The organism is Mesorhizobium sp. LHD-90 (assembly GCF_030929505.1).
In the GTDB taxonomy this organism is placed as follows: Bacteria; Pseudomonadota; Alphaproteobacteria; order Rhizobiales; family Rhizobiaceae; genus Kumtagia.
The window spans coordinates 76,835-99,862 of record NZ_JAVFVV010000011.1 but is presented as its reverse complement, the minus strand read 5'-3'; the positions used below and the strand labels follow the sequence as shown (position 1 = coordinate 99,862).

The 23,028-nt window shown below is 64.3% G+C and carries 25 protein-coding genes, 1 tRNA gene and 1 pseudogene; 12 read left to right on the top strand and 15 right to left on the bottom strand.

Going from position 1 to position 23,028, the window contains the following annotated elements; all coding sequences use genetic code 11:
• Positions 1–60 precede the first annotated feature (60 nt).
• Positions 61–801, bottom strand: coding sequence for a cytochrome c family protein (locus RB623_RS16955; protein WP_308058083.1), 741 nt, complete (start codon positions 799–801; stop codon positions 61–63).
• A gap of 191 nt (positions 802–992) precedes the next feature.
• On the opposite strand from RB623_RS16955, the gene RB623_RS16950 reads away from it, so the two are divergent.
• The 3 genes from RB623_RS16950 to RB623_RS16940 all read left to right on the top strand — a co-directional run bounded on the left by RB623_RS16950 (position 993) and on the right by RB623_RS16940 (position 3,250).
• Positions 993–1,727, top strand: coding sequence for a 3-deoxy-manno-octulosonate cytidylyltransferase (locus RB623_RS16950; protein ID WP_308058082.1), 735 nt, complete (start codon positions 993–995; stop codon positions 1,725–1,727).
• 2 nt (positions 1,728–1,729) lie between these two features.
• Positions 1,730–2,593 carry a prephenate dehydratase gene (locus RB623_RS16945; RefSeq protein WP_308058081.1) on the top strand — a complete coding sequence of 288 codons (864 nt, stop codon included), beginning with the start codon at positions 1,730–1,732 and terminating at the stop codon, positions 2,591–2,593.
• Positions 2,594–2,698: 105 nt separating this feature from the next.
• The gene (locus RB623_RS16940) at positions 2,699–3,250 is read left to right on the top strand and encodes a dihydrofolate reductase family protein (protein ID WP_308058080.1); all 552 of its coding nucleotides are present in this window, start codon (positions 2,699–2,701) and stop codon (positions 3,248–3,250) included.
• A 31-nt stretch (positions 3,251–3,281) separates the two neighbouring features.
• On the opposite strand, the gene RB623_RS16935 is transcribed toward RB623_RS16940, so the two are convergent.
• The 3 genes from RB623_RS16935 to RB623_RS16925 are packed head-to-tail and all read right to left on the bottom strand — an operon-like array spanning position 3,282 to position 5,012.
• Positions 3,282–3,590, bottom strand: coding sequence for a Dabb family protein (locus tag RB623_RS16935; protein WP_308058079.1), 309 nt, complete (start codon positions 3,588–3,590; stop codon positions 3,282–3,284).
• 29 nt (positions 3,591–3,619) lie between these two features.
• Positions 3,620–4,561 (bottom strand): NAD(+) diphosphatase, encoded by a 942-nt coding sequence (gene nudC, locus RB623_RS16930; RefSeq protein WP_308058078.1) that lies wholly within the window; start codon positions 4,559–4,561, stop codon positions 3,620–3,622.
• A 31-nt stretch (positions 4,562–4,592) separates the two neighbouring features.
• Positions 4,593–5,012 carry an HIT family protein gene (locus RB623_RS16925; RefSeq protein ID WP_308058077.1) on the bottom strand — a complete coding sequence of 140 codons (420 nt, stop codon included), beginning with the start codon at positions 5,010–5,012 and terminating at the stop codon, positions 4,593–4,595.
• Positions 5,013–5,261: 249 nt separating this feature from the next.
• On the opposite strand from RB623_RS16925, the gene RB623_RS16920 reads away from it, so the two are divergent.
• Positions 5,262–5,507, top strand: coding sequence for a hypothetical protein (locus RB623_RS16920; RefSeq protein ID WP_308058076.1), 246 nt, complete (start codon positions 5,262–5,264; stop codon positions 5,505–5,507).
• A 147-nt stretch (positions 5,508–5,654) separates the two neighbouring features.
• On the opposite strand, the gene RB623_RS16915 is transcribed toward RB623_RS16920, so the two are convergent.
• The 5 genes from RB623_RS16915 to RB623_RS16895 all read right to left on the bottom strand — a co-directional run bounded on the left by RB623_RS16915 (position 5,655) and on the right by RB623_RS16895 (position 10,502).
• Entirely contained in the window at positions 5,655–6,386 is a 732-nt protein-coding gene (locus RB623_RS16915; RefSeq protein ID WP_308058075.1) for an ATP-binding cassette domain-containing protein, read from the bottom strand.
• Between the two features lie 2 nt (positions 6,387–6,388).
• Positions 6,389–7,369 (bottom strand): ABC transporter permease, encoded by a 981-nt coding sequence (locus RB623_RS16910; protein ID WP_308058074.1) that lies wholly within the window; start codon positions 7,367–7,369, stop codon positions 6,389–6,391.
• Between the two features lie 205 nt (positions 7,370–7,574).
• On the bottom strand, positions 7,575–8,546 hold the full coding sequence (locus tag RB623_RS16905; RefSeq protein WP_308058230.1) for a sugar ABC transporter substrate-binding protein: 972 nt from the start codon (positions 8,544–8,546) through the stop codon (positions 7,575–7,577).
• Between the two features lie 32 nt (positions 8,547–8,578).
• Positions 8,579–9,781 carry a mandelate racemase/muconate lactonizing enzyme family protein gene (locus RB623_RS16900; RefSeq protein ID WP_308058073.1) on the bottom strand — a complete coding sequence of 401 codons (1,203 nt, stop codon included), beginning with the start codon at positions 9,779–9,781 and terminating at the stop codon, positions 8,579–8,581.
• A gap of 1 nt (position 9,782) precedes the next feature.
• Entirely contained in the window at positions 9,783–10,502 is a 720-nt protein-coding gene (locus RB623_RS16895; RefSeq protein ID WP_308058072.1) for a FadR/GntR family transcriptional regulator, read from the bottom strand.
• A 399-nt stretch (positions 10,503–10,901) separates the two neighbouring features.
• On the opposite strand from RB623_RS16895, the gene RB623_RS16890 reads away from it, so the two are divergent.
• The 5 genes and pseudogenes from RB623_RS16890 to RB623_RS30370 form a co-directional block, all read left to right on the top strand.
• Positions 10,902–11,858 (top strand): substrate-binding domain-containing protein, encoded by a 957-nt coding sequence (locus RB623_RS16890; RefSeq protein ID WP_308058071.1) that lies wholly within the window; start codon positions 10,902–10,904, stop codon positions 11,856–11,858.
• Between the two features lie 153 nt (positions 11,859–12,011).
• Entirely contained in the window at positions 12,012–13,505 is a 1,494-nt protein-coding gene (locus tag RB623_RS16885) for a sugar ABC transporter ATP-binding protein (RefSeq protein WP_308058070.1), read from the top strand.
• Entirely contained in the window at positions 13,502–14,605 is a 1,104-nt protein-coding gene (locus tag RB623_RS16880; RefSeq protein WP_308058069.1) for an ABC transporter permease, read from the top strand. Before RB623_RS16885 ends, RB623_RS16880 begins: the two co-directional genes overlap by 4 nt.
• A gap of 24 nt (positions 14,606–14,629) precedes the next feature.
• Positions 14,630–15,646 (top strand): aldo/keto reductase, encoded by a 1,017-nt coding sequence (locus RB623_RS16875; protein ID WP_308058068.1) that lies wholly within the window; start codon positions 14,630–14,632, stop codon positions 15,644–15,646.
• Positions 15,647–15,862: 216 nt separating this feature from the next.
• A pseudogene (locus tag RB623_RS30370) lies at positions 15,863–16,036 on the top strand (integrase core domain-containing protein); the annotation flags it as partial.
• A gap of 86 nt (positions 16,037–16,122) precedes the next feature.
• On the opposite strand, the gene RB623_RS16865 reads toward RB623_RS30370, so the two are convergent.
• From RB623_RS16865 to RB623_RS16855, 3 genes are all read right to left on the bottom strand, one after another.
• Positions 16,123–16,199, bottom strand: a tRNA-Arg gene (locus tag RB623_RS16865).
• 88 nt (positions 16,200–16,287) lie between these two features.
• Positions 16,288–17,478, bottom strand: a complete 1,191-nt coding sequence (locus RB623_RS16860; RefSeq protein ID WP_308058067.1) for a GNAT family N-acetyltransferase — start codon at positions 17,476–17,478, stop codon at positions 16,288–16,290.
• The gene (locus tag RB623_RS16855) at positions 17,475–18,110 is read right to left on the bottom strand and encodes a DUF6875 domain-containing protein (RefSeq protein WP_308058066.1); all 636 of its coding nucleotides are present in this window, start codon (positions 18,108–18,110) and stop codon (positions 17,475–17,477) included. Before RB623_RS16855 ends, RB623_RS16860 begins: the two co-directional genes overlap by 4 nt.
• A 288-nt stretch (positions 18,111–18,398) precedes the next feature.
• Between RB623_RS16855 and dapE the strand changes: the two genes are divergently transcribed.
• The gene (dapE, locus tag RB623_RS16850; protein ID WP_308058065.1) at positions 18,399–19,586 is read left to right on the top strand and encodes a succinyl-diaminopimelate desuccinylase; all 1,188 of its coding nucleotides are present in this window, start codon (positions 18,399–18,401) and stop codon (positions 19,584–19,586) included.
• A 4-nt stretch (positions 19,587–19,590) separates the two neighbouring features.
• The gene (locus RB623_RS16845; RefSeq protein ID WP_308058064.1) at positions 19,591–20,196 is read left to right on the top strand and encodes a transporter; all 606 of its coding nucleotides are present in this window, start codon (positions 19,591–19,593) and stop codon (positions 20,194–20,196) included.
• Here the strand turns inward: RB623_RS16845 and truA are convergent.
• From truA to fmt, 3 genes are read right to left on the bottom strand one after another with little or no spacing between them, the layout of a single operon-like run.
• Positions 20,148–20,915 (bottom strand): tRNA pseudouridine(38-40) synthase TruA, encoded by a 768-nt coding sequence (truA, locus tag RB623_RS16840; RefSeq protein ID WP_308058063.1) that lies wholly within the window; start codon positions 20,913–20,915, stop codon positions 20,148–20,150. The two genes, RB623_RS16845 and truA, sit on opposite strands and share 49 nt — an antisense overlap.
• A gap of 4 nt (positions 20,916–20,919) precedes the next feature.
• Positions 20,920–21,420 carry an N-acetyltransferase gene (locus RB623_RS16835; RefSeq protein ID WP_308058062.1) on the bottom strand — a complete coding sequence of 167 codons (501 nt, stop codon included), beginning with the start codon at positions 21,418–21,420 and terminating at the stop codon, positions 20,920–20,922.
• Positions 21,417–22,352: a methionyl-tRNA formyltransferase gene (fmt, locus tag RB623_RS16830; RefSeq protein WP_308058061.1), complete on the bottom strand. Its 936-nt coding sequence runs from the start codon at positions 22,350–22,352 to the stop codon at positions 21,417–21,419. Before fmt ends, RB623_RS16835 begins: the two co-directional genes overlap by 4 nt.
• Before the next feature lie 273 nt (positions 22,353–22,625).
• Between fmt and sugE the strand changes: the two genes are divergently transcribed.
• Complete coding sequence (gene sugE, locus RB623_RS16825) at positions 22,626–22,940, top strand: quaternary ammonium compound efflux SMR transporter SugE (RefSeq protein WP_308058060.1); 315 nt, start codon at positions 22,626–22,628, stop codon at positions 22,938–22,940.
• Positions 22,941–23,028: the final 88 nt, after the last annotated feature.

The following is a 23,028-nucleotide window of genomic DNA, read 5'->3' as shown; positions in this document are numbered from 1 at the left end:
TGATAGCAAAAAAGCCGGGCAGAACCCGGCTTTTTCGTGATTTCTAAAATTACAATTTTGTCATTGAGCCGGAGCGGGCTCGGCCGGTTTCGGCGCCGCCTCGGCCGGTGCGGTTTCGGCGGGTTTCGGAGCGGCCTCCGCCGGAGCGGGCGCTGCACCCTCGGCCGGCGCGGCAGCATCAGCCGGCTTGGTGGCGTCCGCAGGCGCCGAAGCGGGCTCGGCTGCAGGTGCAGCCGGCGCGGCGGACGCCTCCGGCAACGGCGCCGGGCTGTCGGCAGTGGTGCGCAGGTAGGCGATGACGTCTGCGCGTTCCTGGACCTTCTTCAAGCCGGCGAAACCCATCGCAGTGCCTTTCACAAGGCCCTTCGGCGAAGCCAGGAAGTGGTCGAGATGCTCGTAGTCCCAGACGACCTTGCCGCCCTGCGCAAAGTCCTTCATTGGCGCCGAATAGGCGAAGCCGGCATGCGAAGCGATCGGGCGGTTCACCACGCCCCAGAGGTTCGGCCCGACCTTGTTGGCGCCGCCGCTGTCGTCGGTGTGGCAGGCCGCGCATTTCTTGAACACCGCGGCGCCCGCCTCGGGGTTGGCGGAGGCCAGCAGCGGAAGGACGGATTCCGGGGCGGCAGCCTCACCGCCGGCTGCCCCGCCGCCATGCTCTTCCTCGGCGGCCTCTACGGCATAACCAGGCTTTTCCGGAGCGGGGGCCGCGAAGATCGCATCCGAAACCAGTGAGATGGAGAAGACGACGAATACGGCGCCCAGCAGTCCGCCGATCAGCTTGTTGAATTCGAAAGAGTCCATCCGCTCCAGGCTCCTGATCCGCCCCTCCGCCGGGTTCCCAGCACGCGGGCATGATGCCGCGACCGGGAAGCCGCCCGGTCAAGTTGCGCCGGAAACTAGGTCTTTTGCTTGGGCGTTGCAACTCCTATAAGGGCGCTCGCCGTGAGACCTTTTGCCACTTTTGACACAGCCTTCGCCCCAGCCAGCCGCCCATGAAAAACCTGATCCTGATCCCCGCCCGCATGGCCTCGACGCGCCTACCGGGAAAGCCGCTGGCCGACATCGCCGGCAAACCGATGATCGTGCATGTGGCGGCCCGCGCCGCCGAGAGCGGGCTCGGCCGCGTTGTCGTGGCGACGGACACCGAGGCGGTCGCCGACGAGGTTCGCACTCACGGCTACGAAGCGGTGATGACGCGCGTCGATCATGAATCCGGCTCCGACCGCATCTTCGAGGCCCTGTCGGCGCTCGACCCCAATGCCGAGGTCGAGACGGTTATCAACGTGCAGGGCGATTTGCCAACGATCGAGCCGGCGACCATTGCCGCCGCACTGTCGCCGCTCGACGATCCGGCAGTCGACATCGGCACGCTCGGTGTTGAGATTTTCCGCGAGGAGGAGCGGACCAATCCCAACGTCGTCAAGATTGTCGGCTCGGCGCTGTCGCCGTCGCGGCTCAGGGCGCTCTACTTCACCCGCGCCACCGCGCCCTGGGGCGACGGCCCGCTCTACCATCACATCGGCCTCTACGCTTATCGCCGCGCCGCACTGACCCGTTTCGTTTCGCTGCCACCCTCGCCACTGGAAAGGCGTGAAAAGCTAGAGCAATTGCGGGCGCTGGAAGCCGGCATGCGTATCGACGCGGCAATCGTCGGGGCCGTGCCGCTCGGCGTCGACACGCCGCACGATCTCGAACGAGCGCGTGAAATCCTTACCGAGAAAGCCTGAGCATGGCCGACAAGACCAATCGTATCTCCTTCCAGGGCGAGCCCGGCGCCAATTCCGATACGGCCTGCCGCAACATGTTTCCGGCCATGGAGCCGCTGCCCTGCCCGACCTTCGAGGACGCCTTCAACGCGGTGGAGACCGGCAAGGCCGACCTTGCCATGATCCCGATCGAGAACACGATCGCCGGCCGGGTCGCCGATATCCATCACCTCCTGCCCGAATCGAAGCTGCACATCGTCGGCGAATATTTTCTGCCGATCCATTTCCAGTTGATGGCGCTGCCCGGCGTACCACGCAAGGAAATCAAGACGGTCCACAGCCATATCCACGCGCTCGGCCAATGCCGAAAATACATCCGCAAGAACGGCTGGAAGCCGGTGGTCGCCGGCGATACCGCCGGCGCAGCTAAACTCGTCGCCGAAGTCGGCGATCGCAGCATGGCCGCGTTGGCGCCGAGGCTGGCGGCCAGCCTCTACGGCCTCGACATTCTGGAAGAAAATGTCGAAGACACCGACAGCAACGTCACCCGCTTCGTCGTACTGACCAAAAACAAGCAGTGGGTGGAGCGCCCGTCGCCCGACGCGCGCATGATGACCACCTTCATCTTCCGCGTGCGCAACGTGCCGGCGGCGCTCTACAAGGCGATGGGCGGCTTCGCCACCAATGGCGTCAACATGACCAAGCTGGAAAGCTACCAGCTCGGCGCCTTCACTGCGACGCTGTTTTATGCCGACATCGAAGGCCATCCGGACGACGTCAGCGTCAAGAACGCGCTGGACGAGTTGCGCTTCTTCTCCAAGGAGATGCGCATCCTCGGCGTCTACCCGCGCAGCGATTCGCGTGAGGAGTGGAACGTCGCGGATTGACGGCCGACCTCCGGAGCACCTGGTAGCGTCGGGCAAAAACCGCTTGCAAAATGCAATCGGTATGATACTGATTGCATATCGCAGTCGGTACCGAGAGCACTTGTTATGGCCAAGCTGATTGCCTGGAATCTCGTCTCGCTCGACGGATATTTCGAGGGAGAGAAACCATGGGACCTGGAATTTCACAACAAGGTCTGGGGACCTGAGCTGCAAGAGCTCAGCATGCAGTTCGGCAATGATGCAGCGTCGCTGATCTTCGGGCGACGCACGTATGAAGGAATGGCTTCGTACTGGAAGACGGCGGAGCCCGGCCCGATCACGACATTCATGAACGCCCTGCCAAAGCTGGTCGCCTCGCATACGCTGAAGACGGCGGACTGGAACAACACACGTGTCACCGGCGACATCGGCGCCGCGATCCGTGAATTGAAGGCCGGATCGCAGAAGAACCTTTATGTCTTTGGCAGCGCCGACCTGACGCATTCACTCCTCCAGGAAGGTTTGGTCGACGAGATCATTCTGTGCGTAGTGCCGCTTCTGATGGGCAAGGGCACACCGCTCTTCAAGCCGGGCGCGCCAGTCGAGCTCAGCCGTCTGGAGGCACGGCCGTTGCCGAACGGCGGGGTCATACTGCGGTACGCGGTCAGTCACGCATGATCCTGACCGGACAGCCTTGTCTGGCAGGCTACTAAGGTGTGCCAGACCGCTCGAGCGGCTTGTAGTCGATCTCCAGGAATTTTTCGACCTCCGGAACCCAGCGGTCGCGAACAAAGGCGACGTGGAACGGGTGGTCGTTGTAGCTCGCATAGGCGGCCTGGTCGGAAAACTCCATCGAGAAGCCGAAGCGAAAATCGTTCTTGGGGCTGACCTGCCGCAACTGCTCGAACTTTTCGACACCGGGTATGCCGGCAAGCTTCTGCGCTTCGTCAAGGAAGTCGCGCTCTTCCGGCGAGCCCGGCTTATGCCTCAACGTGAAAACGACGGTATGCCGAATCATGCGTTCTTCCTTGAGCATGAAATCTAGCGTTATGGGTTTTCAGCCCAGAAGCGGATGAGATGGTGGGCGATCGCGCCCGAGGGTGGCACGAATACGCCGCCCGGATGCTCTTTCGCCAGCGCGGCAAGCACCTCGTCGCGCGAGAACCAGCGGCAGTCCTCAAGTTCCGCCTCGTCGCGCTTTATGTCCTGGTTCAGCGCCTCGCCGAAACAGCCGATCATCAGCGAGTACGGGAATGGCCAGGGCTGGCTGGCGTGATAGACGACACGCCCCAGCCGGATGCCGGCTTCCTCAAGCGTCTCGCGGCGAACCGCCGCCTCGATGGTCTCGCCGGGCTCGATGAAACCCGCTAGCGCCGAATACATGCCCGGCGCGAAATGCGCTCCGCGTCCGAGCAGGCATTGTTCGCGCGTGACCGTCAGCATGATGGCAACAGGGTCGGTGCGCGGAAAGTGCTCGGTTCCGCAGTTGGGGCAGTGCCGCTTGTAGCCGCCCGCCCGGATCTCGGTCTTCCGGCCGCAACGGCCGCAGAACTGGTGGTTGGCGTGCCAGGCGAGCAAGGAAGCAGCCTGCGCCAGCGCTCCGATCTCGGAAGGGCCGAGAAGGCCTTGGCTGTAGACCGACCGATAGTCGATCGCCTTGATGGCTTCCGGCAGTTGCTCCGGTTCGACGCCGGCCATGGCCGCGAGAATCGGCCCGCGCTCGTCGATACCAAGCAGGATCGCTTCAGCGAGCCCAGCGCCAAACCCCTCAGCCTCGGCTTGCGAAAAATAGCCGTCGAAGCCCGTGCCGTTCAGCTTCAGGTAAGCCCTTCCACCACGTGCCAGCAGGATTCGTGCAGTTGGGTCGACAAGCGCGAGTTGAACGGCCGCATCGCTGCGCTTCTCGGCCTGACGGTCGATGCGGTTGCCTGCGAAGCCGACGAACTGGCTGGGTTCGCGCTCGGGCGCGTCGAAGAGGCTAAAGGTCATGATTGAAACGGCATGAGTCGGAGCCTCGACCCTATAGCGCGGCCCTGATCTTGTCGATGAAGCTGTGTTTGTCCCGGGCGCTGTAGGGCTCTCGCGTGCCGAAACCCCAGACGGGACCGGGCCAGCCCGGATCGCCTTCGCTGCGCGCGATGACGTGGACGTGCAACTGCCGCACGATGTTGCCCAGTGCTCCGGAATTGATCTTTGTGCACCTCGTCGCGCGCTTCAGCCCCTGAGCGACCATGTTTGTCTCGAAGGTCAGCATGGCCTGGTCGAGCGGTGTTAGGTCGTGAAGTTCCTCGATGCCGGGACGCTGTGGTACGAGCAATAGCCAGGGCCAGCGCCGGTCGTTCATCAGCCGAAGCTCGCACAGCCCAAGCCACATCACCGAGACGCTGTCGGCTTCCAGCCGCGCATCCAACTCGAATCCGGCCTTGAGGCCAGGCAACATCGGCGTTTCCCTTGTGTTTTCCGAGAAAGCTAGAGGCAGCGCCTCCCGGCTGCAAGCGAATGATGGTGCAAGCGCCCGGCTAAATTTCGCCGCCCATGGGACTGCTTCATCTCTGCAGCCTCCTGAAATGAACTATCCGAAACCCGATATTAAATTTCGTCAGAGCGCTTAACCATTTGCCAGCATCATGCTAGAGGGCACATGCAATTATTCGTATGATGCGCTGTGCGGGGATCTGGAGAATCTGACGTGTCGAAAGCGACCGAGCCTTCGGCGCCCGGCGCCAAGGCGGGGCTGCTGCTAAACCGCCTGCTCTTCGAAAGACGCGGCGACGAGTTCGTCGATGCTTTCGCCGCCCTTGTCCGCGACGAGGGGCTGATCGTCAACGACGAACCGCTGCTCAACCTTCTGGAAACGGCGCGCTCCGTGCGGTCGTCCGCCGGAATTTCGTTCTCGAACGAGCGGTCGCCGCGTCATCCTCCGGACGAACGGTAGGTCTGTCCGAAATCCGCCCGAAGCATGTAATACCCTGCTGCAGCGGCTAAGCACGCATCGTGTCGGCCCGGCGTCGCCAACGTCATGCAGCACATTTGCCCCGACATTGCCCCGCCGGACGAATTTACGATTTCCGCCCGTCCTGGGTCACAGCACGCTGTGGATTTCGTCTATCGAGGTATCCCCGATCCTCTTGTCCAGCACGATTTCGCCGCGCGCCATCGCCACGATGCGGTCGCAGCACTCAAAGACGTGGTGCATGTTGTGGCTGATAAAGACGCCGGTCACGCTCTGCGCCTTCAGGCCGCGCACGAAACCGATCACCTTGTTGGTCTCCTTGACCGACAGGTGGTTGGTCGGCTCGTCGAGGATCATCACCTTCGACTTGAAATGCATGGCACGCGCGATCGCCACGCCCTGCCGCTGCCCGCCGGATAGCTCGCCGACAAGCGCGTCGGGCGAGCGTAGATGCAGATCGACATCGGCGATCGCCTTGACGCTTTCGCTGCGCATCCTGTCCTGGTCGAGGATGCCGATGCCGAACACCGACATCTTCAACGGCTCGCGGCCGATGAAGACGTTGCGGGCGATCGTCATGGTCGGAACCATCGAGTTGTACTGATAGATCGTCTCGATGCCGCGATCCATCGCGTCGCGCGGATTGGAGAAGCGCACCGGCTGGCCTTCCAGCCTGATCTCGCCGCCATCCGGCTTCTGGGTGCCGGAAAGAATGTTGATCAGCGTCGACTTGCCGGCGCCGTTGTCGCCGACCAGCCCGAGCGCTTCGTTGGGATAGATGTCCAGCGACACGTTTTTCAGCGCGTGAACGCCCGAATACCATTTCTGCAGATTGCGGATTTCGATGATCGGCGCCGCCATGGTCAGGTCTCCACCTTGATCGCGCGGGCGCGCTTGCGCATCCAGGCATTCACCACCACGGCGAAGATGGTCAGGAAGCCGATCGCCATCTTGAACCAGTTGGCGTCGACCTGGGAGAGCACCAGCCCGTTGTCGATGACGCGGATCAGCGCCGCGCCGACGATCCCGCCGAAGATCGTGCCGATGCCGCCGAGCAGCGACGTGCCGCCGATCACTGCCGCCGAAACCGCCTGGAGTTCCAGCCCCTCGCCGATCGAGGGCAGCGGCGCGCCGAGCCGCATCACCTGGATGGTACCGGCAAAACCAGCTAGCACCGAGCAGATCATGAAGCAGGCGATTTTGACGCGCGCCGTTGGAATGCCCATCGATTGCGCGGCCGGCAGGAAGCCGCCGGTGGCCCGCACCCAGTTGCCGAAATTGGTGCGCGACAGCAGCACAGTGACCAGGACGGCCACCGCGAGGAACCAGAAGAACGACATGCGGAACAGATCGCCGGGGCCGACATAGACGGTGAACAGCCATTTCGGCAGCGAATTGGCGGGCAGGACCGGCGGGAAGCCACCGGAGATCACCACGGTCAGCGAGCGGGCAATGAACATCATGCCGAGCGTGGTGATGAAACTCGGTATGGCAAATCTTATCGTGATGAAGCCGTTGATGAAGCCGATCAGCGCGGCGAGCGCCAGGCCGGCCGCGAAGGCTGGCGCAAAGGGCACGCCGGCCGCCAGTAGCACCGCCATCGTCATCGGCGTCAGCGCGAAGACCGAGCCCACCGATAGGTCGAACTCGCCGCAGATCATCAGCAGCGTCACGCCTATCGCCACCAGCCCCATTTCGGGCAGGAGGCCGAGCATGCCGCGCAGGTTCTGAGGATTGAGGAAAACGCCATTCGATCGGATCTGGAAGACGACGAGCAGGAGAAGCAGGAACACCACCGCAGCGAGTTCCGGCTTCTCCAGGTAGATTTTCATCAGGCGCTTCATGAACGCTCCCGGTGCGAGAGATGCTTCGACTGAAGTTTGACCAGCCGACGTTGACAACCCCTCTCCCCGTTCTTCACGGGGGGAGGGTAGGGGTGAGAGGCAGCGCGAACTCATCGAGGTTTGGCGCTGCCCCTCATCCGCCCTTTCGGGGCGTCCTGCGGACCTACCCGTGAAACGGGGAGAAGGGATCGGAGACGTTTTCGTCCTACCGCACGCCCTGCGCGGCAAGTTCCTTGAGTTTCGGCACGTCCTCCTTGACGATGATGCCCTTGCCGGTATCGATATCGGCCGGCAGGAGCCCGATATTCTTCGAGAGGTAGGCTTCCATGACCGGCATGAAACCCTGCATGTAGGGCTGCTGGTCGACCTGCACCTGGATATAGCCGGCTTCCATCTGCTGGAGGACCTCCGAGACGATGTCGAAGCCGCCCATCAGCACCTTGCCAGGCGGAACGCCGCGATCGACCAGCACCTGCGCGACATAGGCGTGCCACAGGCCGGTATCAAAATAGACGGTGGTGTCGGGGTTGGCCGACAGATACGCGCCGACGCGATCCGCCACCACGGCGCCGTCGGTGCCGGTGTCGAGCCGCTCGATGACCACCTCGCGGCCGGGATTGGCCGCCTTGAACTCCTCCAGGAACTTCATCACGCCGGCGGCGCGCTGCTCGGACCAGTTCTGGCCGGGAGCCGAGACGCCGACAAGCGCCCGGATCTTGCCGTCCTTGGGGAAGAACTCCGACATCTTCTTGCCGAGCTCGTAGCCGGCGGGGATAAAACCCTGGCCGATGAAGGCCTGCCGGGCGTTGCCGGCAGCACCCTCGGTGTCGTCGACATTGGAGGCAATGACGGTGACGCCGGCGGCGCGCGCGTCGGCGATGATCTGGTCAAAGGCGTTGTTGTCGACGATCGAGGTGATCAACGCGTCGGGGCTCGCCGCGAGCGCGGCCTGCATGTTGGCGGACTGCTGTTCGATCGAGCCTTCGGTCTGGGTGAAGACCATCTGGCAGTTCGCCTGGATTTTCGCGCAGGCGTCGTCGAAACCCTTCTTGACCGCCTGCCAGAACGGGTTGGAGGCCGAGGAATGGTGTGTGAAGACGATGTTCATCGGTTCCTGCGCGTTTGCCGCGAAGGGCATGGCGAGCAGGGCCGCGCCGAGCAGAAGTTTCGCCGTCATTCTTTTCATAGGTAGTCCTCCCGGTTGGATTTTCAGATGGAAGCCGCGTCGGAGACGCGGCGGTGAACGGTGTAGGCGCGGCCGAGGTCGGGGCTGAGTTCAAGCCCGAGACCCGGCCCGGGCGGCACGGTGATCATGCCGTCCTTCACTTCCGGCAGCGCGGTGACGAGATCGCGATACCAGGTCCGGTAGAACGCCCGCACGCTCTCCTGCACGAGGGCGTTGGGCGCATTGAGCGACAGGTGCGTGGAGGCAGTGAGCACCACCGGCCCGGTGCAGTCGTGCGGTGCCACCGGGAGCTTCCAGGCCTCGGCCATGGCGGCGATCTTGCGCGCCTCCGAAAGCCCGCCGCACCAGGAAATGTCGAGCATGACGATGCCGGCAGCACCCGTCTCCAGAAGGTCGCGGAAGGCGGAGCGGCTGCCCAGCGTCTCCGACGCCGAGATCGGCGCAGCACTTGCCGCCGCGTAGCGCTTCAGGTCGGCGAGGCTGTCCATGCGGATCGGGTCCTCGTGCCAGTAGGTGCCGTAGGGGGCGAGCGCCTGCGCGATCCGGATCGCCGGCAGGAGCTGCCACATGGAATGGAACTCGACCATGATATCCATCTTGTCGCCGACGGCCTTCCTGATCTTCTCGAAGGGCTGGAGCGCCGCCTTCATATCGGCGGCGGAGATGTCGAGGCCGCGCGTCCTCTCGGCCGCGTGGTCGAACGGCCATATCTTCATGGCCGTGATTCCGTCCTCCAGAAGCTCCTCGGCGAGCTCGTCGGCACGGTGCAGGAAACCGTTCAGGTCGTCATAGCCGCCTTTCGCGGCGAGGCCGTAATTGGCGGTCGTCTGGCCCCTGTCATCCTTGATGTATTCGGTGCCCGCGCAGGTGTTGTAGGTGCGGATCGATTGCCTGGAGAAGCCGCCGAGGAGTTGGGCTACCGGCTGGCCGGTCGCCTTGCCGAAAATGTCCCAAAGCGCGATGTCGAAGGCGGAATTGCCGCGCACCTCCGCGCCCGTCGATCGGAAACCGAGATAGCCGACGAGATCGGCCGACAGCAGGTCGATCTGCCGGGGGTCGCGGCCGATGACCCGCGGTGCGACATATTCGTGCAAATATTCTGCGACCGTGCGCGCCAGGAAAAAGGTCTCGCCGAGGCCCGTGATGCCCTCGTCCGTATGCACTTCGACCCAAAGCAGATTGGGCCGTTCCTCGATGCGGATAGTTTCGATCGCCGTGATCTTCATCTCAGGCGATCCCCGCATCGATCAGCGCCTTGACGCTCTTGTCGAAATGCTCGGCCATGTGTTCGGCGGCGCGGCGCGGATCGCCGGCGCCGATTGCCCGCGCGATCTCCTGGTGGCCCTCGATCATCTTCAACTGCTCCGCTTCGGAGGCGCGCGTGCGCCAGCCGATCACCCAGGTGCGCCGCGTCACCCCGCTGAAGGCATTGACGATCAGGGCGAAAACGGGATTGTGGGACGCCTTGGCGATCGCCTCGTGGAAGGCGATGTCATGCTCCATGACGATCTCGGGCTTTTTGCAGTTCTCCCGCATCAGCCGGGCGCGATCGGCGATTTCGGCGGCCTCGGCGTCGGTCCGCCGCAACGCGGCCAGCGCCACGGTCCGCATCTCGATCGTGCGGCGTACGTCATAGACCTGCTGGACGCTGATCTGCTCGGTGGTGACGCCATGTTCGATCACCATCGACATGGCGCTTATGTCGAGCTTGGCGACACTGGCGCGCCGGCCTGCGCTCATGTCGATCAGGCGCATCGCCGAGAGCGACCGCAACGCTTCGCGCACGACGGTCCTCGAGACATTGAGCCGCCGGGTCATGTCGGCCTCGCTGGGCAGAAGATCGCCCGGCCCGAGGCCTTCCGTCCGGATATGCTGGGTGATGGCCTGGATGGCGGCGCTCACCAATCCGGGACTGGCATCCTCCTGCGACAGGGAACGCCCCTGCATTCGTGTCCTCCAGAAACGACAAACCTGTATGATAGGTTCTACACAATTGGCTACAATCAGCGCGAGCTGTCAAGGTCAGCCACCGCCGAGTGTATGCCTTCGATGGAAGGGCTGCACGGCATAGATGTCGATGAGAAGGGGGTTTGATGGAAACGATCCAAATGACCATCTTGTGAAATCGACGTCGCGTTGTGCTAATAAATTCATATAGTTATCTTTGTCGTCCAAACCATTTCTGCTTCGCATGTTGTTTGTTGACAGCGCCGATTGAAACGATAACATCCTACAGCTTGTAGGCGGCGGCACGAGCCATCCATCAAAGCCGAAACGAATTTGGCTCAGCCGATCGCCTCGGATCTACCGATTTTCGGTCTTGCAGGCAAACAGGGAGGGATTTTCATGCGCATGCTCAAATGGGCCGCGTCTGTCGCCTTGGCGACGGCGTTCGCCACGTCGGTCGCTTCGGCCGAGGATTACAAGATCGGCTACTCCGTATTCTGGGGTACCAACCCGTTCCTCGTCACCATGGTGAACGGCGCCAAGAAGTCGGCGGAGGAATGGAAGGCGAAGGGTGTCAATGTCGACCTGATCGTCACCAATGGCGGCGATACCGACAAGGCCAAGCAGGTGTCCGATCTTGAGGATCTGAACGCGCAGGGCGTCGACGGCGTACTGATTTTCCCCGGCGACAGCGTGATGGTGGCCGAGCCGATCAAGAACACGTTCAATGCCCAGGACATCCCGGTGGTCATCACCGACATCGGCATCCGTTCTGGCAAATATGAAAGCCTGATCATCACCGACAACTACAAGGGTGGCCAGCAGGCGGCCGACTATATGGCGACGCTGTTCCCCAAGGGTTCCAAGGTGGTGACGCTCGACCATGCCCCGACCAACGACAATGGCCAGACCCGCCAGAAGGGTTTTGAGGACCGCGCCAAGGAACTGGGTCTGGAAGTCCTGCCGGAGCAGCCGGTGGCGTTCCTGACGCTCGACGCGGGCCGGCAGTCGATGGAAGACCTGCTTGTTTCCGAACCCGACGTGAAGGGTGCGTTCGCCTTCAATCAGTTGGTAATCCAGGGCGCCTACCAGGCATTGGAGCAGGCCAAGAAGGCCGGCGAAGTCAAGCTGATCGGCTTCGACCTCGATCCGGTCTCCTACAAGATGGTGCAGGACGGCAAGATCGACGCGCTGGTCGTGCAGGACCCCTACAAGATGGGCTACGAAGGTATGAACATCGTGCTGACCAAGCTCGGCGGCGGTGAGGTGCCACGCGACATCGGCCTCGGTACGAAACTGCTGACGAAGGCGAATGCGGCCGAGTTTGCCGAGGACCCGCAGGTCACCGGAAAATAGTACCACGCCATGCCGGCCGGAATTCCGCGGGGGTTCCGGCCGCTCGTGCCTAAAACTCCGGACCAAGCCGTGCAAGCATCGAACGACCGAGCTGGAATTCGAGCCGAGGGAGCGCATTCACCGGCGGCCGGGCTGCTGCGTTGCCGCGGCCTGGTGAAGAGCTTTGCCGCGGTGAAGGCTTTGCGCGGCGTGGATTTCGCGATCGACGCGAGCCGTGTCCGCGGCCTGGTCGGAGAGAATGGCGCCGGCAAGTCGACGCTCGTAAAAATCATCGCCGGCGTCTATGCGCCGGATGCCGGGACGTTCGACCTCGAAGGCAGGCCGATGCATTTTTCCGGCGCCGACGACGCGCTTGCCCGGCGCATCGTGACGGTCCACCAGGACATCAATCTCATCCAGACGATGACCGTGGCGGAAAACCTGCTGCTGAACAACGAGCCGACCTACGGTTTTGGCGTCATCAGGCGCCGCGCGATGGCAGACAAGGTCTCGCAATTGCTGCGTCTCTATGAGATCGACGTCGACCCGGACGCGGTGGTCTCGGAACTGCCCAACGACCTCAAGAAGATGGTGCAGATCGTCAAGGGCGTGTCGCTCGATCCGAAAATCCTGATCCTCGACGAGCCGACATCCTCGCTGACCGAGTCCGAGGTGCAGGTCGCGCTTCGGCTGATCCGCCGTCTTGCCGAGAGCGGCGTCGGGGTCGTGCTGATCTCGCACTACCTGAATGAAATCTTCGCCGTCTGCGACGACCTGACGGTGATGCGCGACGGCGAAGTGGTGGCCGATGGGCCGGTAGCGGAGACGAGCCTGACCAAGGTCGTGACCGCCATGGTCGGTCGCCATGTCGAGACGCAGCGGCGGGCAGCGGCCCCTCGGCAGAAGGGAGCATCCGCGCCGCTGATGCGCGTCGAGCAGTTGTGCATTCCCGGGCGCCTCGATGCTATCAACTTCGAGCTTGGACACGGCGAGGTGCTGGGCATCACCGGGCTTGCCGGATCGGGGCTGGGCGAACTCGCCAAGGCGATTTTTGGCGCAGAGGCCAGCGGGAGGCTTGGTGGACGTGTTTTCATCGAGGATATCCTCGTTCCGCCGCGCGATCCGGCGGCGTCCCTGAAGGCGGGGCTTGCCTTGATCACCGGAGACCGCCGGCGCGAGGGCCTGCTTCTCGATTTCACCCTGAAGGAGAACATCTGCCTGCCGATCCTGTCGCGTTTCACCGGCGCGGCGGGAAGCCTCGACGGCTCGGCGATGACCGAGGCGACGGCGCGCAACATAACGCGACTGCATATCCGCGCGCCAGGACCCGAGGCGCTGGCGTCGCAGCTTTCCGGCGGCAACCAGCAGAAGGTGCTGTTCGCCAAATGGCTGGAGACCAGGCCAAAAGTTTTCGTCATGGAGGACCCGACCATCGGCATCGATGTCGGCGCCAAGGCTGAGATCCGCGCGATCATCGACGAGATTGCCGCCGCCGGCGTTGGCATCGTGCTGATCACCACCGAACTGGAAGAGTTGGTGACGCTGTGCGACCGCGTGCTGGTGATGTTCCGCGGCCAGCTCGTCACGGAACTGACCGGCACGGCGATCCGGCGCGAATCCATCCTGCACGCCGCGGCCTGCGGAGAAGAACTGGCGGTCCCGGCATGACGAGCGTCACCTCCCCTCCACAAGCACCGGCACTCGAACCGAGCCGGCTGACGAGCCGGCTGAAGCGGTCCTACAGCCTGATCCAGGCCCTGGCCGTCCTGCTGGCGCTCATCATCCTGATGCAGATCGCCAACGACCGTTTCCTCTCGCCCGTCAACATCGGCAATCTTCTCGGCCAGATGACGGTGATGCTGATCGTTGCGGCCGGCATGACGATCGTGATGATCGCCGGCGAGTTCGATGTCGGCGTCGGCTCGGTGGTCGGCCTGTCGGCGGCGGTCGCCGGCTGGATCATGGTGCGTTGGTTCCCCGTCCCCACGGCCGACGATCAGGTCTGGTGGATCATCGCGCTCGGACTTACTGTCCCGCTGTTCATCGGCCCGCTGATCGGCTTCTTCGCCGGCCTGGTCGTCACCAAGGCGCTCATTCCCTCCTTCATCGTGACGCTGGGCACCCTGATGATGGCGCGCAGCCTGACGCTGGTGGTCACGCAGGGTCAGCCGATTCCCGACATTCCCAATGTCATACGGGCTTTCGGCCAGGGCCGCTGGGTGCAGTTGCCACTACCCTTCAATGTTGGAGGACTCCTGGAGACGGGCTCGCTCGCCGACCTGATCGTCTGGCTGCCCTTGCAGAACATCATCTGGGTCGCCGTCGTCGTCTATGCGGCAGCGTGGTTCCTGATGGAGCGCACATCCTTCGGCAAGCGCGTCTACGCGGTCGGCTCGAACCGCACGGTGGCCATGCTGTCCGGCATACGCGCCGACCGGGTCAAGATCATCTGCCTGATGATCGTCGGCTTCACGGCGTCGCTCGGTGGGCTGGTCAGCATCTCGCGGCTCGGCGCCGTCTCGCCGAACACCGGCGAGGGGTTGGAATTCGAGGTCATCGCCGCCGTCGTCATCGGCGGCACCAGCCTGTCCGGCGGCCAGGGACGCGTGTTGCGCACCATCATCGGCGTCGTCATCATCGCGCTGACCCGCAATTTCCTTAATTTGGCGCGCATCGAGATTTTCTGGCAGGGTTTTGCGACCGGGGCGATCATCCTCGCCGCCGTGCTGCTCGAAGCCTTGCAGCGCCGCATTTCGCGCCGCCACTGAAAAGCGCATTAACGGAGACCTGGCATGGAACCCACGCAAAAACGTGTCCTCGGCAAATCCGGCGTGTCGGTGACCCAGCTTGGGTTCGGAGGCGCGGGCCTGGGCGAACTTTTCGTGCGGGTCGACGACGCGACCGCCGCGGCCACCCTTGCGGCGGCCTGGGACGCCGGCATCCGCTATTTCGACACCGCGCCGTTTTACGGCAGCGGGCTTAGCGAAATGCGCACTGGACGCCTGCTCGACAACAAGCCGCGCGGCGATTTCGTACTCTCCACCAAGGTCGGCCGCTGGTTCTATCCACCGGCGGACCCCGACAATTTCCACGCGCCGGGCTGGGTCGGCGGGCTGCGCTTCGCGCATGTCCACGACTACTCGTATGACGGCATCATGCGCGCCTACGAGCAGTCGCAGATGCGGCTCGGCATGAACCGCATCGACCTCTTGATCATCCACGATCTCGATTTCTGGTTCCACAAGACGGAGGCGAACGTCTCGGCCTATCTGGCGCAGCTCTTCTCCTCGGGCTGGCGGGCGCTGGACCAGCTACGCTCGCACAAACTGATTGGCGGCATCGGCGCCGGGATCAACGAGGTCGGCATGATGCCGCGTTTCCTCGACATGCTCGATCTCGACTTCTTCCTGGTGGCGCTGCGCTACACGCTGCTGGAACAGGAGACGCTGAAGGCCGAGCTTCCCTATTGCGAGCGGCGCAATGTCGGCATCATCATCGGCGGCGTGTACAATTCCGGCATCCTGGCGACCGGCGCGGTAGAAGGCGCGAAATACAACTATGCCGATGCGACGCCAGAGATCATGGATCGCGTTTCCAAGATTGAAGCCGTTTGCAAGGCGCACAATGTTCCGCTCGCCGCCGCCGCCCTGCAATTCCCGCTTAGGCACAAGTTGGTGGCCGCGGTCATTCCCGGCGCCATCCACCCGGACCAGGTCCGCCAGAACGTCGCCAATTTCCGGCATACCATTCCACAGGCATTGTGGTCCGATCTCAAGACAAACGGGCTGCTGGCCGAAGATGCGCCCTGAATTCTAAGTGGCCTTCATCCATTCGCTGGAATGCTGCCCGTGCTCCGCAAATGAGGCGCTCAAGAAGTCCATGGTCTCTTGGCGGGACCATTGCCGCTAGTCGTCGATGAACGAAAGCCCTGGTGCGCCCTTTCCCCACCACTCAGTTCGTCGTCCCACCTATCGGGAGAACACCGCTTCCATTCGTGACATGCAGAACTCGACGTCCGATCCGAAATCGTCTCCGACAACGGCACCGAACTGACCTCGATGGCGGTCCTGCGATGGTGCCAGCAGACCGCCGTCGAATGGCACTACATCGCGCCTCGGAAGCCTACACAGAATGCGTTCGTGGAGAGCTTCAACGGGCGTTTCCGGGACGCCAAAGAGAACCGACGGCGAACAAAAAATTGTCAAACCAGATCTTTGAGAGCGTCAAACTTTGGGTGCGCGCCGAACGGTCAAGCGAAAACAACTCCAGGACCCAATAGGTTAGCTGGTACGCTCGGCAGGATTTGAACCTGCAACCTACGGATTCGAAGTCCGGTGCTCTATCCAGTTGAGCTACGAGCGCGCCGCCGCGACATCTAGCCCGAGAACGGCATGCACGGCCAGAGGCGATGCAACGCCGGGACGGCCGCGGTTGATCGCGGCGTGGCCGGTCACCGCCCCGATGTGAGGCCACGCACCAACCCCGCCGGCAGTTTTTTCGCCAGTTCCTTGGCCAACGGGCGGGCGCGTTTCAGCACCGCCTCGCCGTATAACCGGCCGCGCAATGTGAAGGCGAAGGCCAGGTCGTGAACGACGGTCTGGCCGTCGGTGTGGTGAAGCTTGTAGGGATCGGCGGGGGCAAGCATGTCGAACACCGCCGAGCCGCGCGCCGCCGCCGCCGCCAGGACGTGATGGATGAGCACACTGCCCACGCCCTCGTGCTCGCAATCGGGGTCACTCGCCAGCACGTGTCCGAAGCTGGTGCCCTTGCAGTCGAAGGACAGATCGATGCCGATCGGCCGGCCGGCGCGCTCGATGGTGGCGATGCGCAACGACGAGTCCGGATCGGCTGCCACGTCGGCGAAGAAGGCTGAAAAACGCGCGTCGGCCATGGTCGGCGACAGCACGGCGCTCCGGTTCAACCGATCGAGCTTGAAGGCGACGGCCCGACGGGCTAGCGCTTCCGCCTCCGCCCCCGGCGAAACGCTACGCAAGGCGAGTTCTCCGCGTTCGGCGAGCCGCTTGAGGCGACGCCGCCACGACGAACGCTCGCGCGGCGAATAGGCGCTGCCAGGCCCGTCGGTCCCGGCCCGCAGCTTGAGGCAGGCAAAGGGCGACTGCTGGGTATCGACCGTGAGTGGCGGCGGCCCGCCGGTCAGTCGGGAGAAGGCGGCGTCCGCGCGAACCTTCTGGGCGAAGAACAGATCGGCGCCGGAGCACTCGACCGCTGCCCAGCTCGCTACGGCCAGGCTGGGCACGTCGCTCTCGGGATCGAGCAGGATGTCGCCGAACTGCGCCACCGGCAATCCCATGAATTGCAGCATAACGAGGCCGAGCCGGCGACGGCGGACCAACGGCCAGACCATGGCGAGCACGCCGTCCTGCCTTCCGACGACGATGTGCAATGCTGAGGACCGGTCGAGATAGTGGCGCACCCAATGCCGAAGGAAATCGTGGTCCTGCGAAACCTGCTGCGGCAGCCCGGCGCGCGAAAACAGCGCGTCCCATTCCGGCTTCAGCGCCTCGAAGCCGGCCGCTGTGTCAACGATCTCGATGGCGTATGAGCGGCTCGCGGCACGCTCCGTCTCGCGTGCGCCGCGTCCCGCCGCCGGCCCGGCCGCCGCTGCGCCGACGCCGTTCATCCGCCGCGCATATAGGCAAGCAGGCGCTTCGGCCCGGCGAGCGGGAAGCGCAGCAGATAGGGCGCCATCAGCAGCGGATGGCGTGCGGCGAACGGCGCGTCCTGCTCGACCAGATGGCGGATGGCGAGCACCGGCAGCGGCGCGCGCAGCGGCCGGAATTCCGGGTTCCACAGGCCCGGCGCGTCGTTTTCAGCATGCATGAAGCCGATCATGCGGAAACGCGCGAGCGAATAGAGTTTGTGCCGCCGCTGCACCCGCTGCAGCATGTCGATGCCCTCCGGCGTGCCGCAATTGGGGAAGCCGACGATTACCGTGCGGAAAATTTTCAACGACGGCTTGCAGGGGATTTTTTCCAGGTCGGCAAAACCTTTTCGGATGACGGCGAATGCGGCTTCCTCGTCCTTCGGCCCGGCCTCGCAGATGGCGAGACGCACCAGGTCGAGTTTCGCCGCCTGCTTGGTGAAGGGGCAGACGGCGCCGGCGCGGCCGAGATCCGGATGGCTGCTCATTAGATAGGTCTCGACCCAGCCGCGCAGCATCGCCAGCGCGCCGTTGCCCGGTTCAAGGGCGCGCGCTTCCGTCATGGTCAGCAATGGCGTGCCGACAGCCGGTTCCATGACCTTGTCCAGCATGGCATCGATTCTCGTTCCAGGTCGCACCGAACGCTAGTGCCCGTCGCTTGCCGAATGATTGAACGACACGAATGCGCAGGCGCCTCGCATAAATATGGTTTTCGCCCGGTTAACGGCCAGGTTGCACAGGCTCTGTACCGCACCAAGCGGACTTTGGCATCGACCGGGAGCAGGGCCAGAGCCCGCCATCGATCGGACCTCGCCACAAAACGCCCTTGCTTTTCGTTGACTTGCGTGGGGCGAAGCCGCACTGACTGCAAACAGTTTTTCCTGAAGTCTTCGATCCACATGACCCTGCCCACCGATCCCGCCCAAAACCTCGCGCAACTGATCCGCTGCCCGTCGGTGACGCCTGCGGAAGGCGGCGCGCTGTCGGCGCTTGCCGCGATGCTTGCGCCGATGGGCTTTTCGGTCGACCGCCCGACCTTTTCGGAAGACGGCACGCCGGATGTCGAGAATCTTTACGCGCGCCGTTCGGGCAACGGCCCGCATCTGATGTTCGCCGGCCATACCGACGTGGTGCCGGTGGGCGACGCGGCCGCCTGGACGGCGCCGCCCTTCGGCGCGGAGGTGCGCAATGGCGAGATGTATGGGCGCGGCGCCGTCGACATGAAGGGCGGCATCGCCTGTTTCGTTGCCGCGTTGGCGCGCGAGGTCGCCGAGGGAAGAGCGCCGCTGGGCTCGGTGTCGCTGTTGATCACCGGCGACGAGGAGGGGCCGTCGATCAACGGCACGACAAAATTGCTCGACTGGGCGGCGGCGCGCGGCGAGACCTGGGACGCGGCGATCGTCGGCGAACCGACCAATCCGGACGCGCTCGGCGACACGATCAAGATCGGCCGGCGCGGCTCGCTGTCCGGCGTCGTCACCGTCAACGGCCGGCAGGGCCACGTCGCCTACCCGCACCTTGCCGACAATCCGGTGCGCGGGCTGATGTCTCTGCTTGACGCGCTGCTGGTCCCGGTCTTCGACAAGGGCACCGAGGATTTTCAGCCGACCAATCTGGAGATCACCACCGTCGATGTCGGCAATCCGGCCTCCAACGTCATTCCGGCAAAGGCGTCGGCGGTGTTCAACGTCCGCTTCAACGACACCTGGACGGCCGAGACGCTGCAGGCCGAGATCCACAACCGCCTCGACAAGGCCGCCGGGCGTTCAAAGTATCGGGCGGGCCGGAAAGGGCGGGTCGATTTCGATCTGGTATGGCGCGACCGCCCGAGCCATGTGTTCCTGACCCGCGACGACCGGCTGATCGGCACGCTGTCGGGGTCGATCGGCGCGGTCACGGGGCGGACGCCGGCGCTCTCCACCTCGGGCGGCACCTCGGATGCGCGCTTCATCAAGGACTTCTGCCCGGTGGTCGAGTTCGGCCTGGTCGGCAAGACCATGCACATGGTCGACGAACGGGTGGCACTGGCCGACCTGGAGACGCTGACCCAGATCTACCAGCATTTCCTGCGCGACTGGTTCGGATGAGACGATGCTGTCGGCCGAGGAGATCCAGAACGGCCTGACCGGCGCCTGGCGGCTGATGACGGGCAAGGCCGACGGATTGCGCGCGCTCGACCTGTCGGCGGATGGTTTCTGGAATTCCTTCTTCTCCATCGCGGTGGCGCTGCCGGCGATGATTCTCGGCTGGGCCACGTCCGCCGACCAATGGGCGGGCGATGTGGGCGGCATCTCGCGCGCCGGTGTCGTCCTGCGTCTGGCGGTGCGCGATTTCGGCATCTGGCTGCTGCCACTGCTCGGCTTCGCGCTGGTCGCCCGGAGGGCGGGCCTCGGCGACCGCTTCGTCGCCTATGTGGTCGCCTCGAACTGGAGTTCGGTCGTCCTGGCCTGGATGAGCGTCCCGATCATTCTCGTCAGCTTGCTTCCGGTGTCGGACGATTTTGTCACGCTTCTGGTTTTCCTCTATTATGGCCTAGTCTTCGTGCTCAGTTGGCGCCTTACCAACGCCGCGATCGGCCGCGGGCCGGCGGTGGCGACGGCCGTATTCACCGGCATGTTCATCGCCTCGCTGGTTGCGCTCCTGGCGCTTCAGGGTGTTCTGGGACTCTCCGTGCCGTACTCCACGCCGACAAGATAAAGACCGTCGGGCGGCGCGACCTGGCCGCAGGCGACGCGATCGCGCGCGGCGAGCGCGGCCGTCAGGTCGTCGGCGTTCCAGCCGCCCTCGCCGACACGCTTCAACGACCCCACCATGGACCGGACCTGGTTGTGCAGGAAGGAGCGGGCGGCGGCGCGCACCTCGATGAGATCGCCGCTGCGGCTGACGTCGAGCCCATCGAGCGTGCGAACCGGGCTGTCGGCCTGGCATTGCGCCGATCGGAAGGTGGTGAAGTCGTGGAGGCCGACCAGGCGCTGCGCGGCGGCATGCATGGCGTCGGCGTCGAGCGGTTTCGGAACCCACCAGGCGCGATGCTTTTCCAGTGCGGCCGGGGCGCGGCGGTTGAGGATCCTGTATAGATAACGGCGGCCGGTCGCCGAGAAGCGCGCGTCGAAGTCGGCGTTCGCGACTGAGGCTGCAACAACGACGACCGTCTCGCCGGCGCTGTGCAGATGGGCGTTGATTGCGTCGCGCACCGTGTCGGCCGGCCAGATCTTGGTCAGGTCGGCATGCGCCACCTGGGCGGTCGCGTGCACGCCGGCGTCGGTGCGCCCGGCGCCGCGCAGGCTGACGGTGTCGCCGCAGAACTTTTGGATCGCCTGCTCGATCGCCGCCTGCACGGAGTGCGGTCCGTCCTGCCGCTGCCAGCCGGCGTAAGGGCTGCCGTCGTATTCGATGTCGAGGCGATAGCGCGGCACGGTCCTACAACTCCGCGAAGGCGAGGGGATAGACCAGGCGGCCGGTCGTCGGCGCATCGCCCCAGGCAAGCGCCTGCAAGGCCTCATGCTGGTAGTCGCTGGAAAATCCTGCCGCCAGGGAGCGCCGGTAGTCGAAGCGGCCGTAATAGGCCGGATCGCCGAGCACGACGGAGAGTTTTTCGCCGGCAGCTTCCAGGCGGCGATGCGCTTCCTCGACAAGTGCGGCGCCGATGCCCTGCCGCTGCGCGGCGGGATCGACGCCGAGCGGCGCCAGCGCTACCGCCGCGAAGGACGAGGAGTCCCTTTCGACAATCAGCCGCGAAAACAGCACATGGCCGACGATCCGGCCGTCGCGTTCTGCCACCAGTTCGAGGATGGCGGCACCGTCGGCCACCAGGCGATCGACGAGATCGGCCTCCAGCTTCTGGCCGAAAGCGCGCTCGACCAGCGCATGGATGGCATCGCGATCTCCCTCGGTCGCCGGCCTTACGATGAACCCGCTCACGAGAGCTTCTCCTCGGCCGTGAGTTTTGCGCCGCGCAGGAATTCCGCTGCCGTCACGGCGCGGCCGCCTGCGCGCTGCACTTCGACGAGGCGCACTGCGCCGGTTCCGCAGGCGATGCTTAAACTGTCGTCGAGGATCGTGCCCGCCGCGCCGGAGCCTTCGGCTGACGTCGAGCGCAGCAGCTTCAGTCGTTCCGGCTTGCCGGCGAGATGGAATTCGCACCATGCGCCCGGAAAGGGCGACAGGCCGCGAATACGGTTGTGAACGTCGGCCGCCGGCAGGTTCCAATCGATGCGTGTCTCGGCCTTTTCGATTTTTTTCGCATAGGTGACGCCCGTCTCGGTCTGAGGGGTCAGCACCAGCCAATCCCTTTCCAGCTCGGCCATCGCCTGGACCATCAGCGCCGCACCCTTCTCGCTCAGCCGGTCGTGCAACTCGCCGGTGGTGATGTCGGGTCCGATCGGCACGCGCGCCGTCGCGGCGACCGGCCCGGTGTCGAGCCCTTCCTCCATCTTCATCACCATCATGCCGGTCTCTTCGTCGCCGGCCATGATGGCGCGATGGATAGGAGCCGCGCCGCGCCAGCGCGGCAGCAGCGAGGCATGGCCGTTGAAGCAGCCGAGGCGAGGCGCGTCGAGGATCGCGCGGGGCAGCAGCAGGCCGTAGGCGACCACCACGGCGACATCCGGGCCGAGTGCGGCAAACGCCTCCTGTTCAGCCGGCTGCTTCAGTGAAATCGGGCAGCGTACGTCGAGACCTAGCCGTTCCGCCTCGCACTGCACCGGCGACGGGGTCAGGTCGAGCCCACGCCGGCCCGCCGGGCGCGGCGGCTGGGTATAGACGCAGGCAATCTCGTGCCCGGCCTCGGCCAGGGCCCGCAGCGTTGGCACGGAGAACTCCGGCGTGCCCATGAAGACGATGCGAAACGGCATCAGTTCCCCGCTTTGCCGGCGGTCTGGAGATCGATCGCCGGACGATTGTTTTGCCCCGGTCGCGGCAGCGATCCGTCAGGCCCCCGCTTCAAACGGGTTTACCAGCCTGAGGTCAAGCCCGTCGAAGTCGCGGATTTGCCGTCGGCGCCGGACAGCCATGCGCTGGCGACATTGCCCGAAACCGCCAGATGTCTTATATGCCTGTCGCGCGGGGACGACCTCGCGCTATCCCAAAGAACCGGTCGGGACGGCCCGCCATAAGGAGTTTTCCCCATGGCATGGATCCTGCTGTTCTTCGCCGGCCTGTTCGAAATCGGCTGGGCGATCGGCCTCAAATACACCGACGGCTTTTCGCGCCTCACACCGTCGCTGCTTACAGTTGCGAGCATGATCGTCAGCCTCGGCCTGCTCGGCCTGGCGCTGAAGACGCTGCCTGTCGGCACCGCCTATGCGGTTTGGACCGGCATCGGCACGGTCGGCACGGCCCTTCTCGGCATCTGGCTGCTCGGCGAGCCGGCGACGGCGCTGCGGCTCGCCTGCATCGGTCTGATCGTGGCCGGCATTGTTGGGCTGAAGCTGGTGGCTTGAAGGTTGCGCTCGGCGGCCGCCGGTCACGGCCGCAAATCGACCGGCGGCCGGCCGCCGCCAACAAGTATCATTCGGACAAGCCGAAAAG